The organism is Devosia lacusdianchii (assembly GCF_022429625.1).
GTDB lineage: Bacteria > Pseudomonadota > Alphaproteobacteria > Rhizobiales > Devosiaceae > Devosia > Devosia lacusdianchii.
Genome location: NZ_CP092483.1, coordinates 1073983 through 1089970 on the forward strand (window position 1 = coordinate 1073983; position 15988 = coordinate 1089970).

The 15988-nt window shown below is 63.3% G+C and carries 15 protein-coding genes; 14 read left to right on the forward strand and 1 reads right to left on the reverse strand.

Going from position 1 to position 15988, the window contains the following annotated elements:
• Positions 1-84 precede the first annotated feature (84 nt).
• The 9 genes from MF606_RS05245 to MF606_RS05285 all read left to right on the forward strand — a co-directional run bounded on the left by MF606_RS05245 (position 85) and on the right by MF606_RS05285 (position 11130).
• Positions 85-2403: an alpha-L-rhamnosidase gene (locus tag MF606_RS05245; protein ID WP_240233791.1), complete on the forward strand. Its 2319-nt coding sequence runs from the start codon at positions 85-87 to the stop codon at positions 2401-2403.
• A 59-nt stretch (positions 2404-2462) separates the two neighbouring features.
• On the forward strand, positions 2463-3761 hold the full coding sequence (locus MF606_RS05250) for an ABC transporter substrate-binding protein (RefSeq protein WP_240232692.1): 1299 nt from the start codon (positions 2463-2465) through the stop codon (positions 3759-3761).
• Positions 3762-3839: 78 nt separating this feature from the next.
• On the forward strand, positions 3840-4745 hold the full coding sequence (locus MF606_RS05255) for a carbohydrate ABC transporter permease (protein WP_240233792.1): 906 nt from the start codon (positions 3840-3842) through the stop codon (positions 4743-4745).
• Positions 4742-5569 carry a carbohydrate ABC transporter permease gene (locus tag MF606_RS05260; RefSeq protein WP_240232695.1) on the forward strand — a complete coding sequence of 276 codons (828 nt, stop codon included), beginning with the start codon at positions 4742-4744 and terminating at the stop codon, positions 5567-5569. The genes MF606_RS05255 and MF606_RS05260 overlap by 4 nt, the downstream gene beginning before the upstream one ends.
• A gap of 5 nt (positions 5570-5574) precedes the next feature.
• Positions 5575-6663, forward strand: a complete 1089-nt coding sequence (locus MF606_RS05265) for an ABC transporter ATP-binding protein (RefSeq protein ID WP_240232698.1) — start codon at positions 5575-5577, stop codon at positions 6661-6663.
• A 295-nt stretch (positions 6664-6958) separates the two neighbouring features.
• The gene (locus tag MF606_RS05270; protein WP_240232700.1) at positions 6959-8074 is read left to right on the forward strand and encodes an ABC transporter substrate-binding protein; all 1116 of its coding nucleotides are present in this window, start codon (positions 6959-6961) and stop codon (positions 8072-8074) included.
• Positions 8075-8081: 7 nt separating this feature from the next.
• Entirely contained in the window at positions 8082-8912 is an 831-nt protein-coding gene (locus tag MF606_RS05275) for an ABC transporter ATP-binding protein (protein ID WP_240232701.1), read from the forward strand.
• Positions 8905-9729, forward strand: coding sequence for an ABC transporter permease (locus MF606_RS05280; RefSeq protein WP_240232702.1), 825 nt, complete (start codon positions 8905-8907; stop codon positions 9727-9729). The genes MF606_RS05275 and MF606_RS05280 overlap by 8 nt, the downstream gene beginning before the upstream one ends.
• Before the next feature lie 48 nt (positions 9730-9777).
• Positions 9778-11130, forward strand: a complete 1353-nt coding sequence (locus MF606_RS05285) for an NtaA/DmoA family FMN-dependent monooxygenase (protein WP_240232703.1) — start codon at positions 9778-9780, stop codon at positions 11128-11130.
• A gap of 40 nt (positions 11131-11170) precedes the next feature.
• On the opposite strand, the gene MF606_RS05290 is transcribed toward MF606_RS05285, so the two are convergent.
• Positions 11171-11770 carry a PadR family transcriptional regulator gene (locus MF606_RS05290; protein ID WP_240232704.1) on the reverse strand — a complete coding sequence of 200 codons (600 nt, stop codon included), beginning with the start codon at positions 11768-11770 and terminating at the stop codon, positions 11171-11173.
• Positions 11771-11880: 110 nt separating this feature from the next.
• Here MF606_RS05290 and MF606_RS05295 point away from each other — a divergent pair, with 110 nt between their 5' ends.
• The 5 genes from MF606_RS05295 (at position 11881) to MF606_RS05315 (ending at position 15971) form a co-directional block, all read left to right on the forward strand.
• On the forward strand, positions 11881-12387 hold the full coding sequence (locus MF606_RS05295) for a flavin reductase family protein (RefSeq protein WP_240232705.1): 507 nt from the start codon (positions 11881-11883) through the stop codon (positions 12385-12387).
• Entirely contained in the window at positions 12384-12806 is a 423-nt protein-coding gene (locus MF606_RS05300) for a riboflavin kinase (RefSeq protein ID WP_240232706.1), read from the forward strand. The genes MF606_RS05295 and MF606_RS05300 overlap by 4 nt, the downstream gene beginning before the upstream one ends.
• 121 nt (positions 12807-12927) lie before the next feature.
• Entirely contained in the window at positions 12928-13809 is an 882-nt protein-coding gene (locus MF606_RS05305) for a phosphotransferase family protein (protein WP_240232707.1), read from the forward strand.
• A gap of 95 nt (positions 13810-13904) precedes the next feature.
• Positions 13905-14216: a hypothetical protein gene (locus MF606_RS05310; protein ID WP_240232708.1), complete on the forward strand. Its 312-nt coding sequence runs from the start codon at positions 13905-13907 to the stop codon at positions 14214-14216.
• 27 nt (positions 14217-14243) lie between these two features.
• A complete protein-coding gene (locus tag MF606_RS05315) occupies positions 14244-15971 on the forward strand; it encodes an ABC transporter ATP-binding protein (protein ID WP_240232709.1) in 1728 nt (575 codons plus the stop codon).
• Positions 15972-15988 lie beyond the last annotated feature (17 nt).

Below are 15988 nucleotides of genomic sequence, written 5' to 3' on the forward strand. Positions count from 1 at the left end.
AGACTTTTTGGAGGACCTTTCGTGGATCACGTATTGTCGCGCGCCAACACCTTGGCAGCCTCGAACCTAGCCTGGTCGGCGCAGATGATCGCGCCACTGGCAGACCGGGGTGTGGGCACGCCGGCAAGTTTCGTGCGCAAGACATTCGTGCTGCCCGAAGTGTCGGGGAACGAGGTGCTGCATATCAGCGCGCTCGGGCTCTACCGCTGCTTCATCAATGGCCAGCGGGTCGGCAACGACCTGCTGACGCCAGGTTGGACGTCCTACCACGAGCGGCTGTCCTACCAGACCTATCCGGTCGGCAACCTGGTGGTGCCGGGTGAGAACATCATCACCATCTGGCTGGCCGATGGCTGGCTGCGCTCGCCGCTGATGTGGGGCAAGCACCCCATCGTCAACACCTGGGGCGACAAGATCGCGGCTATCGCCGAGTTGCATGCCGATGCCGGCGGGGATGACGTTCTGCTCGTCACCGACGCCAGTTGGGAGAGCGGCGAACTGCCGATCCGCAAGTCGGGCATCTACTTCGGCGAAATCTTCGATGCGCGCATCCCGCTGGTCGTGAGCGCCGGTACGGCTGCGCTGGACTACGACACATCGCCGCTCATCGCGCACGAAACGACGCCGGTGCGGGAAATGGCGCCGCTACCCCCGGTCAAGAGCTGGCAGGATGCCGAAGGCCGCATCGTTCACGATTTCGGCCAGAACCTGGGCGGCTATGTCGCCTACACTGTCACCGGCGAGCCCGGCGCGACCGTCACGGTCGAGCATGCCGAAGTCCTCGATCAGGACGGCAACTTCTACAACGGCAATTTCCGCACCGCCGCGGCGCGTACGGAATACACGCTGAACGGTCAGGGCGAGGAGCACTATCGGCCGTACTTCACCTTCCAGGGCTATCGCTATGCGCGGGTGACCGTGACTGGCAAGGCGACGGTGGCGGCCATCGAGTCGGTGCCGATCAGCTCGATCACCGAGCAGACCGCCAGCTTCACCTCGGGCAGCAAACTCGTCGACCGGCTGGTGCTCAATACGCTGTGGTCCCAGCGCTCGAACTTCATCGAGGTGCCCACCGATTGCCCTCAGCGTGACGAGCGCCTGGGCTGGACCGGCGACGCGCAGGTCTTCGCCGGAACGGCCGCATACCTGGGCGACGTGCATGGGTTCCTCACCAAATGGGTCCGCGACCTGATCGTCGATCAGCGCGAGGATGGCGCGATACCGCATGTGTCGCCCGATCCGACCCGGCAAGATCCGAGCCACTATCCAGGCTTCTTCGGCAGCACCGGCTGGGGCGACGCCATCGCCATCGTGCCGTGGCAGCTCTACCTGCATTATGGCGATACCAGCATCCTGCGCGAAGCCCTGCCGGCGATGACCAAGTGGGTGGATTTCGTCTGGTCCATCAGCAATGGCCCGATCGTCAATCCACCGCGCGAATGGGGTGGACGTGGCTTTTCCTTCGGCGACTGGCTGCAGCCATCCGGTCCCTCGGCCAAGCCATTGCCCACGATCGGCGACGATGCGGCGGCGACCATCTACCTGTTCATCACCTCAAGCCTCGTTGCGCGCATCGCCCGCATCACCGGCGACACGGCCCTGGCGGAACGGATGGAGACGATGGCGGCAGCGGTGAAGGCGGCGTTTGCCCGCGAATTCATCACCGCGTCCGGGCGCCTGGCCTATGACGACCAGACCTCCTATGCGCTGGCTCTGCTGCACGACCTGGTCCCACCAGAGCATGTCGAGGCCGCCAAGCGCTACTTCAAGGCGACCATTGCCCGCTCGGACGGCCGTATCGGAACCGGCTTTATCGGCACCCCGGCGCTGTTGCCGGCGCTGGTCAAGATCGGCGAAATCGGCCTCGCCGCCGACGTGTTCCTCCAGGAGGAGGTGCCGGGCTGGCTCTACCAGGTCAAGATGGGCGCCACCACGATCTGGGAGCGCTGGGATGCCATCCAGCCGGATGGAAGCATCTACAATCCGCAGATGAATTCCTACAATCACTACGCCTATGGCGCGGTGTGCCAGTGGTTGCTTGAAGGCGTCGCCGGCTTCCGGCCGGACGAGAGCGATCCGGGCTTCGCCACCATCATCTTCGAGCCCACCATTATCGCCGAACTATCCCCGGTTAAGGCCAGTCACGAGAGCCCGAAGGGCCCGATCGCTGCAAGCTGGACGGCAGAGGGCGAAATCGTCCGCTATGAAGTCGACGTTCCCGCCGGCACGCGCGGCCTCCTCCGGCTGCGACCGGACTACCGGGACGTCCTTGTCGATGGTGCAGCGTGGGACGGGCAGGGGGAACATGCCCTCGCCGCAGGCCATCATGTCATCACCTTCACCTATACGCCGGTGCCCCGCAGGGTGCGGGCCGACAATGGCATCAACGCCCGCACGCCCTGATCGAACAGGCGGCGGCATGAACAGTCCGCACGGTGCGGGCACAAATGGGAGAGAGACCAATGACCAAGACTTCACGCAGGACCGCGCTTGCCGGTCTGTCCGCCGGGCTGCTGGCAATGACGGCGCTGACCGGCGCAGCCTTTGCCCAGAGCATCAACCTGACCTACCTGATACCCAGCGGCGCCGATGGCGTTGCCGTTGCCGAGGAACTGGTGAAGTCGTTCGAAGCGGCCAATCCCGATATCAACATCGATATCGAAACCCGCCCGGGCGGCTCCGAGGGCGACAACCTCGTCAAGACCCGCTTGGCCACTGGCACCATGGCTGACGTGTTCCGCTACAATTCGGGCTCGCTGTTCCAGGCGATCAACCCCCAACAATTCCTGGTCGACCTCACCAACGAGCCGTGGCAGGCCGACGTGCAGGCCTCGTTCAAGCAGGTCGTGACAGCGCCGGATGGCACCGTGCGCGGCGCTCCGATGGGTGCGGCCATGGGCGGCGGCATCTATTACAACCGCGATATCTACGAGGAACTGGGCCTCAGCGTGCCCACGACCTGGGCCGAGTTCATGGCCAACAACGAGAAGATCAAGGCCGCCGGCAAGGTCGCCGTGATCCAGACCTATGGCGACACCTGGACCAGCCAGCTCTTCGTGCTTGCCGACTACTTCAACGTTTCGGCCAAGGACCCCAACTTCGCCAGCCGCTACACCGCCAACGAGGCCAAGTTCGCCACCGACGCGGCGGCTCTGCGCGGCTTCGAAAAGCTGCAGGAATCGTTCGAGGCCGGCTTCTTCAACGAGGATTTCGGCGCCGCCAAGTATGACGACGGCATCCGGATGATCTCCGCCGGCGAGGGCGCGCACTATCCTATGCTGACCTTCGCGACGACGGCCATCGCGGCCACCTATCCCGAAAACATCGCCAATGTCGGCTTCTTCGCCCAGCCGGGTGATGACGCGGCGCTGAATGGACTGACCGTGTGGATGCCCGATGGGCTCTACATTCCCCAGACCACAGCCAACATGGATGCGGCCAAGAAGTTCGTGGCCTTTGTCGCCAGCGTCGAAGGTTGCGATGCCCAGACGCGCGCCGGTGGCGCCTCGGGCCCATACCTGGTCAACGGTTGCACCCTGCCGGCTGACGTACCGCCTGCCGTGACCGACATGCTGCCCTACTTCGCCGAAGGCGGGCAGAACGGCCCGGCTCTCGAATTCCTGTCGCCGATCAAGGGGCCGGCGCTGGAACAGATCACCGTCGAAGTCGGCTCGGGCATCCGCCCGGCGGCAGATGGCGCTGCTCTCTACGACGAGGACGTGCGCAAGCAGGCTCAGCAGCTGGGCCTCCCGGGCTGGTAAGCGCTTGCACATGAGGCGGCCCTGGGTGTCTGGTCTCTCCCGGGACCGCCGTCTCTGGAGGAGAAGCCGATGGCAGTCATGACACAAGCCGGCACGGCCGAGCTGGCCACGCCTGTGCCCACGCTCAAGCGCCGCTCGCCCTATCCGGGATGGTTCTTCCTGCCCGCGGCGATCATCTACGGCGTGCTGTTCCTGGTGCCGACGGTCGCTTCGCTTTATTTCAGCCTGACGCGCTGGACGCTGTTCAACTCGACCTTCATCGGCTTCGACAATTTCGCGCAGTTCCTGCGCGAGCCGTTCCTCATCAAGGGGCTGATCAACACCGTGCTCTATGCGGTGATCACCTCGTCCCTCAAGGTCATACTGGGCCTGCTGCTGGCCGTGTTGCTGACCAGCCAGGTCGCCGCTCGCGGTTATCTGCGCTCGGTGGTGTTCTTCCCGGTGCTGGTGTCGACGGTCGGTGTGGGCATCACCTTCACCGTGCTCATGCATCCCACCAATGGCATGATCAACGAAGGGCTGGCGCTGCTCGGCATCAAGGGCCCAGGCTGGCTCACCAATCCCAATCTGGCGCTATTCTCGGTCGCGCTGGTGGATGTGTGGAAGGGCGTGGGCCTGGCCACCGTCATCTACATTGCCGGCATCGTCGCCATCCCCAAGGACTATTACGAAGCCGCCCGCATCGATGGCGCGACCAAGCTGCAGAATTTCTTCTACGTCACGCTGCCACTTTGCCGGCCGGCAACGGTGACCGTGATCACGCTGAGCTTCATCGGCGGCCTCAGGACCTTTGACCTGATCTGGGCCATGACCAAGGGCGGTCCCGGCTTTGCCTCCGACACCGTCGCTTCGGTGATCTACAAGCAGTATCAATCAGGCTTCTACGGCCTGTCGACTGCCGGCAATGTGGTGCTGTTCGTGCTCATCGCGGTGCTGGTGGTTCCGCTTACCATGCTGCTCAACCGCAAGGAGGGGCACCAATGAGCTTCGTTCGCCGCCATTGGCTCAGCGCCCTCGCCATCCTGCTGTCGATCGTCGTGTTCCTGGTCCCGTTCGCCTTCATCATCCTGACGGCATTCAAGGACCAGAAGCAGTCGGCACTACTCGACTTCTCCTGGCCGGCCGGCAATCATTTATGGAGCAACATCGTCGAGGTGGTGACCACCCGCAACTGGATGCTGCTGACGGCCTTCATCAACTCCACCATCCTCACCGTCGCCAGCGTCACCCTCTTGGTCATCTTCTCCGCCATGGTCGGCTTCGTGCTGCAACGCCGCAAGACGCGGTGGAATGGCCTGATCGAATTTCTCATCCTGGCCGGGCTGATGATCCCGCCGGCGGTGGTGCCCACCATCTGGCTGCTGCAGGGCACAGGCCTCTTCGCCAAGCTGCATGGCATGGTGCTGATCGAGGTGGCCTATTCGCTGCCCTTCTCGATCCTGCTCTATCGCGCCTTCATCTCGACCATTCCGCGCGAACTTGACGAGGCGGCCATCATCGACGGCGCGCGGCCGGCGGACGTGTTCTTCCGGGTCATCCTGCCGCTGCTCTGGCCGGTGACCGTCACCAATATCGTGGTGCAGTCGGTTGCCATCTTCAACGACTTCACCAACCCGCTTTACTACCTGCCGGGCAATGCCAACGCGACGGTGCAGCTGACGCTCTACAATTTCCAGAGCCAGTACAACACGTCCTACAACCTGCTCTTCACCAACATCCTGCTGATCACCATTCCGCCGCTGATCGTTTTCCTGTTCTTCAACCGGCAGATCGTGGCGGGGATGACCGCTGGCGCCGTCAAGGGATAATCCACATGGCCGGACTGCAACTGAAGTCGCTCTTCAAGACCTATGGCAATGTCGAGGTCATCAAGGGCGTCGATCTCGACGTCGAGCATGGTGAGTTCGTCGTCTTCGTCGGCCCGTCGGGCTGCGGGAAATCGACCCTGCTGCGCATGATCGCGGGCCTGGAAGACATCACCGGCGGCGAGCTGTGGATCGGCGACGTGCTGTGCAACGCCGTCGAGCCGCGCGACCGTGGTATCGCCATGGTGTTCCAGTCCTACGCGCTCTACCCGCACATGACGGTTTACGACAATGTCGGGTTCGGCCTCAAACTCGCCAAGACCCCCAAGGATGTCCGTGACGCCAAGATCCGCGAGGCGGCGCGCATCCTGCAGATGGAACACTTGCTCGAGCGCAAGCCGGCCCAGCTTTCTGGCGGACAACGCCAGCGCGTCGCTATCGGTCGCGCCATCGTGCGTAAACCTGAAGTGTTCCTGTTCGACGAGCCGCTCTCCAACCTCGATGCGGCGCTGCGCGTCGATATGCGGATGGAACTGGCCAAGCTCCACCAGGACCTCGGTGCGACCATGATCTACGTCACCCACGACCAGGTCGAGGCCATGACCCTGGCCGACAAGATCGTCGTGCTCAATGGCGGCGTGGTGCAGCAGGTGGGTTCGCCCATTGAGCTCTACCAGCGGCCAACCAATCTCTTCGTCGCCGGATTCATCGGCAGCCCGAAGATGAACTTTCTGCCGGTCACCATCGACGCGGTTGGCAGCGATGCTGTGACGGTCTCCGGGCCGGACCTGACACCGATAGCCATTCCTGCCGCGGCCGACGGGCTCAAGGTCGGCGACACGGTGACCCTCGGCGTGCGCCCCCACGCCCTGACCACACCTGCCAGCGGCAACATGACCGGGACGATCAATCTGATCGAGCGACTGGGCAACGAGACGGTGGTCAATCTCCGGCTGGCATCGGGTGCGTCGTGGCTGGCCGTGCTCGATGGTGATCACGACCTGCGCGTCGGCCAGGCCTTACCTTTGGCTTTTGAGACCAAGAACGCGGTCATCTTCGACGGCAGCGGGCTGGCGCGACATCCCGACCGCGCCTGAGCGCGCCATCAAAGTTATCCGCGTCTTCCGGGCGGCGTGCCAACATAGGCGCGCCGCCTTTTCTTGTGCGTCGCTGGCCCAGTGCAACAGACCGGCCTCACGCCCCTGATGGTTCACCAAGCTGCTGAGCCCCACAGATTATTTCGCCGCCGCGCTGATAGTCGGCGCAAATGCCCTCCAACACGCTACGCAGGCTTGACGCGATCGCCAGGGAAATTCCTGTTGCATAGTCAAGTTTGATTATATTACATGGTTCTATTCTCGCAGCCATAAGCGAGGAAGGTTGGAGGAAATCGTGATTCAGGGACCCACTAGCCGTGGCCGGTCCGCGATCGGTTTTGGTCGCGTCGCCGCGGGTATCGCCGCACTTGCCGTAACCGTCGCTGCCTGTTCGCCGGAGGCGCCCAAGACGGATGAGCTCGCGTCCAACGTGCTGATCAGCGCGGCCGACTGCGAGCGCAACAAGGCCGCTGGAACCATCACCTATGTGTCGGGCTACGGCTATTCGGCGAGTGCCGGCCAGTTGGACGTGTTCCTGGCCAAGGAGCTCGGCTATTTCGATGCTCTGTGCCTGACAGTGGACATCAACGCCGCCGGCGGCAGCGGCCAGCAACTGGTCTCGTCGGGGCAGGCGCAATTCACTGCGCTCGGATCGGCATCCGACGTTATCCTCGCCGCCGCCAACAGCCGCAACCTGACGGCCGTAGCGACCTATGGCAGCACCTCGCCCTTCTCGATCTTCGCCAATGAGAGCGTCAAGTCGCTGAAGGATCTCGAAGGTCGCAAGCTCGGCTACTTCATCAATATCACCCCGATCGCCATGGCCATGCTCGACGCCGCCGGCGTCGACCTCGCCAAGGTCGAGCTGATCAAGATGACCAATTACGACCCCACCGTGGTCACGCGCGGGCAGGTCGACGCCATTGTCGGCTATGCCTCGAACCAACCGCAGACGCTCAAGGCCATGGGCCTGCCATTCAGCGAATTCCGCCCGTCCGATTTCGACCTGCAGGGCACCTACAATGTCATGGAGGTCAACTCCGAGTTCCTGAGCGAGCATCGCGAGACGGTCGCCGACTTCATGCGCGCCACACTCAAAGCGCTCGAACTCTGCCTCGCCGAAGAGGCCACTTGCGTCGAAAAGATCAGCAAGCTGGCCGCGGACAACAATCAGGGCGGCGCCTTCCCGGCGGAGCAACAGGCCCGCACCTGGGGCGTGGAATCGTCCTGGGTTCGCGCCAGTGCCTTCGGCGCTCCGGGCGTGCAAACCGAAGAAGAGTGGCAGAACGAGTACGAGATGGTGCAGGCCTATGGCGGCCTAGAGAACCCTCCGCCGCTTGCCGACATGATGGATACGGACCTGGTTGCCTCCCTTTATGCGGATGGCAAGCTGCTCTGGCCCGGGAACTGAGGGCGATATGCTCAGCGCTAGCAACGATCACTTGGCCACGCACGACGATACGGACGCCCTTGGTGTCCATGTCGAGGCCGTTTCCAAGAGCTACGGGGTCGATGAGCGGCGCTCCACCGTTCTCGACCGCGTCAGCCTGACCATCCGCAAGGGCGAGTTCGTCTCGGTCATCGGCCCAAGCGGCTGCGGCAAGTCCACATTGCTCAAGGTCATTGCCGGGCTTTCCGGCGCTGACAGCGGGCGGGTGAGCATCAACGGCAAATCGGTGCGCGACGCCACGCGGGACAAGGCCGTAGGCCTCGTGCCACAGGCGCCGGCGCTGCTGCCCTGGCGGACCATCAAGGAAAACGTGACCCTGCCGATCACGATCAATCCGTCCGCCAATTCAGGCCGCAACCTGCGCGACCCCGAGGAGCTGTTGCGCAGCTTCGGGCTGGGACACGCCATCGATCGCTATCCATCCCAGTTGTCCGGCGGCATGCAGCAACGCGCCGCGATCGCCCGCGCCTTCGTGTTCGATCCCGAAATCCTGCTGATGGACGAACCGTTCTCCGCGCTCGATGAGATGAACCGGGATCAGCAGCGCATGGGCCTGCTCGATTTCTGGCAGTCCAACCGCAAGTCGGTGCTGTTCGTCACCCACTCGGTTCCCGAGGCGATCATCCTGTCCGACCGCATCGTGCTGATGGCCGCCCATCCCGGGCGTATTGCCGAAATCATCGATGTCGACCTGCCCCGTCCGCGCGACGAGGCCATGTATGCCAGCGACGCCTTCCGAGACCTGGAAACCCGGGTCCGCGCCTCTCTGCACAAGGTGATGGGAGCAAACCATGCCTAGCGATACCGTGGCGCCCACCGCCACCACTTCGGGTTCGTCTCTGCGTCGCGACGCCATCGACCTGGCCTGGGGCTGGGGCTTGCCGGCGATGACCTTCATCATCGTTGCTGTACTCTGGCAGCTCGTCGCCATCAGCAATCCCTACGTGTTGCCGACGCTCGATGCTATCGGCAACAGCCTGGTGGAATCGCCCGGCATGTATTGGGCCAACCTGCTCGTCACCTGCCAGGAAATCGTCATCGGCGCCGGGGCCGGAATCCTCTTCGGCTTCCTGCTCGCTGTCGCCATGGCCGAACTGCCAGCCATCGAGAAGGCCGTCATGCCGCTGATCGTGGTAGTCATGGTCACCCCGGTGGTCGCTATCGCCCCGGCGCTCGTCGTGGCGTTCGGCTTCGGCATGATGCCCAAGTATATCGTGACCGGGCTGGTCGTGTTCTTCCCCATGCTGGTCAACTCACTCGCGGGGCTCCGCGATGTCGACCAGAAGGCGCTCGACGTCTTCAAGACGCTGCATGCCAGCCGCTGGGAAACCTTCCGCGACCTGCGCTTCCCCGGCTGCATGCCCTTCGTCTTCGCCGGCCTGCGCATTGCCATGCCGCTGGCCGTGGTGGGGGCGGCGGTGGCCGAGTTCGTGGCCGCCGGTCAGCAGGCGGGTCTGGGCTCCCTCGTGACCATCGCGGCCGCACAGGCCAACCTGCCAGTAACCTGGGCCAGCATCACGCTGCTCTGCCTGCTCGGCGTGACGCTGGTCTCGGTGCTGGCGCTGCTGCGCAAGCGCGTCCTCTGGTGGAGCGACCAGGACGTGATCGGGCGCTAGCGCCCGGTCCACCTCAACATTTCCAAATTCCTGACGAAAGCGATGATCATGAAGAAGCTCCGCTTTGGGCTGTTCGAAAACGCGCAGACCAACGACTCCGGCACGTCCACCTGGCGCCATCCAGATAGCCAGCGTCACCTGTTCGATACGCTGGGCTACTGGCGCGAGATCGCCCGGATTTGCGAAGACGCCAAACTGGACTTCCTGTTCCTGGCCGATGCCTGGGGCTGGGCGGACGTGAAGGGCCAGCGCCCCGAAATCTGCTCGCTTGAAGGGCTCGACCTGCCGCGCCTCGACCCGGCCATCGTTGCCGCAGCGATTGTTGGCGCCACCTCGAAGCTGGGCCTGGTCATCACCGGCTCGACCCTGCTCGAGCAGCCCTACGCCTTTGCCCGCCGCATGCAGAGCCTCGACCATCTCTCAGGCGGCCGCGTGGGCTGGAACGTCGTCACCACGGGCACCGCGGAAACTGCCGTTGCCGCCTTTGGCGTGCCCATGGTGGCCCATGATGCACGCTACGACATGGCCGACGACTTCATGGAACTCGTCTACAAGCTATTCGAGGGCGCCTGGGAAGCCGGCTCGCTCGAGCGAGACAAGGCCGGGCGCTTTGCCGATCCGTCCAAGGTCCACGCCATCGCCCATGACGGTCCGTTCTTCCGCTCGCACGGCTATGGCAACACCAACTACTCACCGCAGGGCACGCCGGTTCTGTTCCAGGCCGGCTCCTCCGATCGCGGTCGCCAGTTTGGCGGCCGGCACGGGGAATGCGTGTTCCTCGGCGGCGGCTCGATCGAGAAACTTGCCAGCCAGGTCAAGTCGATCCGCGAAGAGGCTGAGGCCAACGGGCGCGATGGCAATTCGATCAAGATCATGAGCGCCTTCTCCTGCGTGGTTGCGAGCACCGAGGCCGAGGCGCAGCGCAAGCATCGCGAAATCCTCGATGCGCAAACGCCGGAAGTCGCCGTGGCATCCTATGCCTGGTTTACCGGGCTCGATCTGTCGTCCTACGATCCGGCGACCAAGATGAGCGCGCTCCACACCGAGCTGTCGCAGACCCAGGTCGCGCGCTTTGGCGACAAGACCGTGGGCGACGTGCTCAAGGATTGGCACGCGCATGGCGTGCGGACCAACCCGTTCGTCGGAACGCCCGAACAGATCGCCGACATCATGTGCGAAATGGCCGAAGGCGCGGATCTCGACGGCTTCCTGTTCACCCCGCTGATCCAGCCGGCCTCGACGATCGATTTCGTCGCGCAGGTCCTGCCGGTGCTGCGGGCACGCGGTGTGGCGGCGACGGACTACGAAGGCGAGACGCTGCGCGAACGCCTGCTGGGCACGCCGACGCCGGTCCTGCGCGATGATCATCCTGGCTCCGGCTATCGCAGCCTCTCGGCCTGACATGGGCCCGGCGCCAGCCACCAGAGTTGGTTGGCGCCGATCACGCCTGTGCCGGGGCAGGCGGGGCTCTGTTGCCCTCGCCGGCAAAGACGTATTCCCCGGCATTGATCCGCTCGAACAGCCCCTTCGACCATTCCTGCTCGGCACGCAGGCGCAGCGAGGAGAGTTCGAAGATCTCCCGCACATAGGAGGGCGTGGTGCTCGATCGCTTCACGTCGCCAATGTCAAAGCCGTTACTGGCAATGCGGGCGTCGATCTCGGTCATGCGGAACTTGAGCGCCGCGATCACTTCGGACCGGCTGAGCAGGAACATGAACGAGGTGAGGGCCATGACCGGCTTGGTGTCGAAGGTTTCGACGGTCCAGACCGCCTGGCGCAGCAGCCGCATCAGCTCGACATCACCCTGTGGCGTGATCTGGTAGATCGTGCGTTCCGGGCGCTTGCCGGAAGCTTCGGTGCCGCTCTCGGCAATGTAGCCGTCCTGCTTGAGCGAGCGCAGCGCGTTGTAGATCGAGCCCGGCTGGATATTGGCCCACTCGTCGACATGCCACGTCATCAGTTCACGGCGCAGGAAATATCCGTGCACCGGCTGAAACTGGCGAACAGCTCCGAGAACGACAAGGCGGGTGATCGTCGACATGGCGCGAAGCTATGTCAGTTGCGGTGAGCGCACAAGAGAAGCGCTTGTCGGAAAGCAAGAAATTGAATAGGTTTATTGAACTAGTCAAAATTGACTATACGGAGGGGTAAATGACGAGTGTGGCGAACGCCGTTCCCAATCAGGCACAACTGGCCCTGCGCAAGGCCTTCTCGATGTTTCCCACCGGGGTGGTGGCTGTTTGCGGTCTGGAGGCGAGTGAACCCGTCGGCATGGCGGTCAATTCCTTCAGCTCGGTTTCTCTTGATCCGCCGCTGGTGTCGATCTGCGTTGCCCGCAATTCCGGCACCTGGCCGCGCCTTTCTGGTCTGCCGCATGTCGGTCTCAGCGTGCTCGGAGCCGGCCAGGCGCTGCTGTCGCGGCAACTCGCCTCGAAATCGGCCAACCGCTTTGAGGGCGCATCCTGGCAGGCGAGCGACGGCGGGGCAGTGTTTATCGAAGGCGCCACCCTGTGGCTCGATTGCGCCGTCAGGGACCATTTGGCCGGTGGCGATCACGAGATCGTCCTCCTCGAGGTGCTGACCTCGCGCCTGTTCCCCGACACCGCGCCCCTGGTATTCCACCAGAGCCAGTATCTCGGCCTGTCCGGCACGGCATGACCAGGGCCGCGCCCGTGGAGCTTTCATCATTCTCTGGCGTCGTGGTGCACGGCCACAAACGCGGCAGGGTGCTGGGCTTCCCCACTGCGAACATAAGGATGAACGCGGGCGCCTGTTGTCCCCCGGATGGCGTCTATAGCTGCTGGATCGCACTTGCCGGTTACAGCCAGCTGTGCGGCGCCACGGTCAGCATCGGATATAACCCAACCTTCGACGACGTGCCGGACCGCCAGGTGGAGGCGTACATCCACGATTTCGATGCCGACCTCTATGGCCAACTCGTCCAGGTGCAGGTGCTGTGTCGGCTGCGCGATATGCTGCACTTCGCCACCATCGACGAGCTTGTGGAGCAAACCATGCGCGACGTGGACCAGTCGCGCGCCGTGCAAGCACTCTTGCAAGCCGCAGTTGGCCGATAGCCGGCCGCGATAGCGCCACGCAGCGAGCCGGACGCACAGGCGCGGTTCGGCCTCGCGCATTGCCTGCCGGTGTCGACGACGCTATAGCAGCGCTCCCGCAGGCCCACAGCGAGGGAGACGCATGACGACTGACGACATGGAGCGGTTTCGTCCGGCCATCCTGGCTGTGCGTCCAGATCTGGCCGGCTCCACCTTCACACTGGCTACCGCCGGGTGGGATTCGATCGCGGTGGATGTCGACGACCACCTGATTTTCAAGTTTCCGCGGCACGACGTGGCCGAACGGGCGCTGATCAAGGAGGCCGCCCTCCTGGCGGAGATACGGCCGAACGTCTCGATGCCGGTACCCAACCTCCGCCTGGTCCAGGGCCCTCCGCTGTTCTCGGTGCACGAAAAGCTGCCTGGAGACCACCTTCTCGCAGCGCACTACGACGTGCTGCCCGAGGACGCGCGCCGGCAGCTAGCGGACCTGCTGGGCCAGTTCTACGCCCAGCTTCATCGGCTCGACGACAAGAGGATGATAGCGGCCGGGGCGGGAGAGGTGGGGGCATGGCAGCCACTGGACGCCATACGTGAACTGGCCTTGCCGCCGCTCGCGTCTGATCTGCGTCGCCTGGCGGCTGCCACCATCAGCGCATACGAACAACTGCCGCCCGACCCCTACGGCGTGACCTATGGCTATTTCGATGGCCATGGCTGGAACATGGCCTTCGATCACGCCAACGGTCGCCTGAACGGCCTCTACGACTTTGCCGATTCCGGGGTAGGGCCGCTGCACCGGGAATTCATCTATTCCAGTTTCGTCGCGGCGGACCTGACCGAGCGGATCATCACCGCCTATGAGCGCGAGACAGACCGGCCTTTGGATCGTCGCCGCATCTCGATTCTGACCGGCGTCCATCGCCTGTCCGAACTCGCCGAACTCATCGACGATCCCGAAAACTCGGCGCTCCTGCTCGCCAATCTGGAAGCCTGGGCCGAAACGGCGGATGGCCTTGCCTGATTTAATATGACTTAGAAAGTCATATATGTTGCCAAGACCGCAGCATTGCGGCATATCGAGGCGCGTAACGGTTCCCCCGCTTCAGGACAACAAGCATGCCGTCGATCGATCGTGACGCCGCCTTTGCCGCTATCCGGGCTGCCCTGATGTCATCTTATTCCGGATCCTTGGCGTCGACCCGCATGTCGCCGTTGGAAGCGCTGGAATGCATGGCGGCCGCCTTGGGCTCGATCTATCGTGAGGTTGCCGACGCTCACATCCACCCCGATGGGTGTCGATGTGGCTGGGTGCCCCATGACGTGCTCGACCTTGTTGCGTTGGAGCAGGCAATTGCGGCAAATGCAGTCCGCGAGGATTCCGAAGAGGTCTTTGATCTTCGCTCCGTCACACCGGTTGGCCACGGCTGAGCGGTACAAAACACAGTTAGTGCCTTCATGATAAAGCGTTTTTTCTCGTATTATGCCCCTTACAAGGGCCTGTTCGTTCTCGACTTCGGCTGCGCGGTGATCGCCGGCCTGCTCGAACTCGTCTTCCCGCTCGCGGTCGCCTATTTCATCGACCAGCTGCTGCCACGCTCCGAATTCGGCTTCATCCTGATTGCCGGCGCCATGCTGCTCGCGATCTATGCGGTCAACGCCGTTCTGCACGCAGTCGTCAACTATTTCGGCCACGTGCTGGGCGTCTCCATCGAGACCGACATGCGCCGCCAGGTGTTCGATCACCTGCAGAAGCTCAGCTTTCGCTTCTTCGACAACAACAAGACCGGCCATCTGATCACCCACGTCACCAAGGACCTGGAGGATGTTGGCGAGGTCGCCCACCACGGCCCCGAAGACATCTTCATTGCCGTGATGACCTTTATCGGCGCGTTCGTGCTGATGTTCGTGACCAACTGGAAGCTGGCGCTGATCACCACCATCGTGGTGCCCATCGTCACCTGGCTGGTCAGCAAATACGGCTCGCGCATGACGCTGAACTGGCAGGAGCTGTTCGGCCGCGTCGGTGAATTCAACACCCGTGTCGAGGATTCGATTGGTGGTATTCGCGTGGTGAAGGCCTTCGCCAACGAGGGCCACGAATCCAAGCTGTTCGCCGGCAACAACGAGGCCTATCGCTCCACCAAACTGCGCGCCTATGCCATCATGACGGCGAGCATCACCATCACCTATCTCAGCACGCGCCTTGTGCAATTGCTGGTTATGCTGGCCGGCTCCTGGCTCGTCGTCCAGGGTGAGATGAGCTATGGCGGCTTCGTCAGCTTCCTGCTGCTGGTCGAAGTTTTCCTGCGTCCGATCGACAAGATCACCGGCGTGCTCGAGAGCTATCCCAAGGGTATTGCCGGCTTCCGGCGCTTCACCAAGCTGATCGATACCGAGCCCGACATCGCCGATCGCAAGGGCGCCAAGGTGGTGACGGCGCTCAAGGGCGATATCGTGTTCAAGGATGCCGCCTTCTCCTACGAGCATGGCCGCAAGGTGCTCGATGGCCTTAACCTTTCGGTCAAAGCCGGCGAAACCGTCGCCATCGTCGGCCCCTCCGGCGCTGGCAAAACGACGCTCTGCTCGCTCTTGCCGCGCTTCTACGAACTCGATAGCGGCTCGATTTCCATCGACGGCATCGACATCCGCGACATGACGCAGTCCTCGCTGCGCAGCCAGATTGGCATCGTGCAGCAGGATGTCTTCCTGTTTGGCGGCACTATCCGCGAGAACATCGCCTATGGCCAGCTCGGCGCCAGCGACGAGGCCATCTGGGACGCGGCCAAGCGTGCCCGGTTCGACACCGTGATCAAGCGTCTGCCCGATGGCCTCGACACCATGGTCGGCGAGCGCGGCGTCAAACTCTCGGGCGGGCAGAAGCAGCGCGTGGCGATTGCCCGGATATTCCTCAAGAACCCACCGATCCTGATCCTCGACGAGGCAACATCGGCTCTGGACACGGCAACCGAAGTCGCCATCCAGCGCTCGCTGGCCGAGCTGTCACAGGGCCGCACGACGCTTGTTATCGCGCACCGCTTGGCGACGATCCAGCATGCGGACCGGATCGTCGTGATCGACGAAACTGGGATTGTCGAGGAAGGCGCGCACGAAGCGCTGCTGGCCAAGGACGGCGCCTATGCTGTGCTGCACAAGGCTCAGTTCGGTTATCTCGCGGGTAGATGAAAGAGGGCGGCTTCTGG

Excerpts from the sequence above, each read along its gene's own strand:
- MF606_RS05245 (WP_240233791.1), top strand. The coding sequence starts at position 85 with ATGATCGCGCCACTGGCAGACCGGGGTGTGGGCACGCCGGCAAGTTTC.
- MF606_RS05250 (WP_240232692.1), top strand. The coding sequence starts at position 2,463 with ATGACCAAGACTTCACGCAGGACCGCGCTTGCCGGTCTGTCCGCCGGG.
- MF606_RS05255 (WP_240233792.1), top strand. The coding sequence starts at position 3,840 with ATGACACAAGCCGGCACGGCCGAGCTGGCCACGCCTGTGCCCACGCTC.
- MF606_RS05260 (WP_240232695.1), top strand. The coding sequence starts at position 4,742 with ATGAGCTTCGTTCGCCGCCATTGGCTCAGCGCCCTCGCCATCCTGCTG.
- MF606_RS05265 (WP_240232698.1), top strand. The coding sequence starts at position 5,575 with ATGGCCGGACTGCAACTGAAGTCGCTCTTCAAGACCTATGGCAATGTC.
- MF606_RS05275 (WP_240232701.1), top strand. The coding sequence starts at position 8,082 with ATGCTCAGCGCTAGCAACGATCACTTGGCCACGCACGACGATACGGAC.
- MF606_RS05280 (WP_240232702.1), top strand. The coding sequence starts at position 8,905 with ATGCCTAGCGATACCGTGGCGCCCACCGCCACCACTTCGGGTTCGTCT.
- MF606_RS05285 (WP_240232703.1), top strand. The coding sequence starts at position 9,778 with ATGAAGAAGCTCCGCTTTGGGCTGTTCGAAAACGCGCAGACCAACGAC.
- MF606_RS05290 (WP_240232704.1), bottom strand. The coding sequence starts at position 11,770 with ATGTCGACGATCACCCGCCTTGTCGTTCTCGGAGCTGTTCGCCAGTTT.
- MF606_RS05295 (WP_240232705.1), top strand. The coding sequence starts at position 11,881 with ATGACGAGTGTGGCGAACGCCGTTCCCAATCAGGCACAACTGGCCCTG.
- MF606_RS05300 (WP_240232706.1), top strand. The coding sequence starts at position 12,384 with ATGACCAGGGCCGCGCCCGTGGAGCTTTCATCATTCTCTGGCGTCGTG.
- MF606_RS05305 (WP_240232707.1), top strand. The coding sequence starts at position 12,928 with ATGACGACTGACGACATGGAGCGGTTTCGTCCGGCCATCCTGGCTGTG.
- MF606_RS05310 (WP_240232708.1), top strand. The coding sequence starts at position 13,905 with ATGCCGTCGATCGATCGTGACGCCGCCTTTGCCGCTATCCGGGCTGCC.
- MF606_RS05315 (WP_240232709.1), top strand. The coding sequence starts at position 14,244 with ATGATAAAGCGTTTTTTCTCGTATTATGCCCCTTACAAGGGCCTGTTC.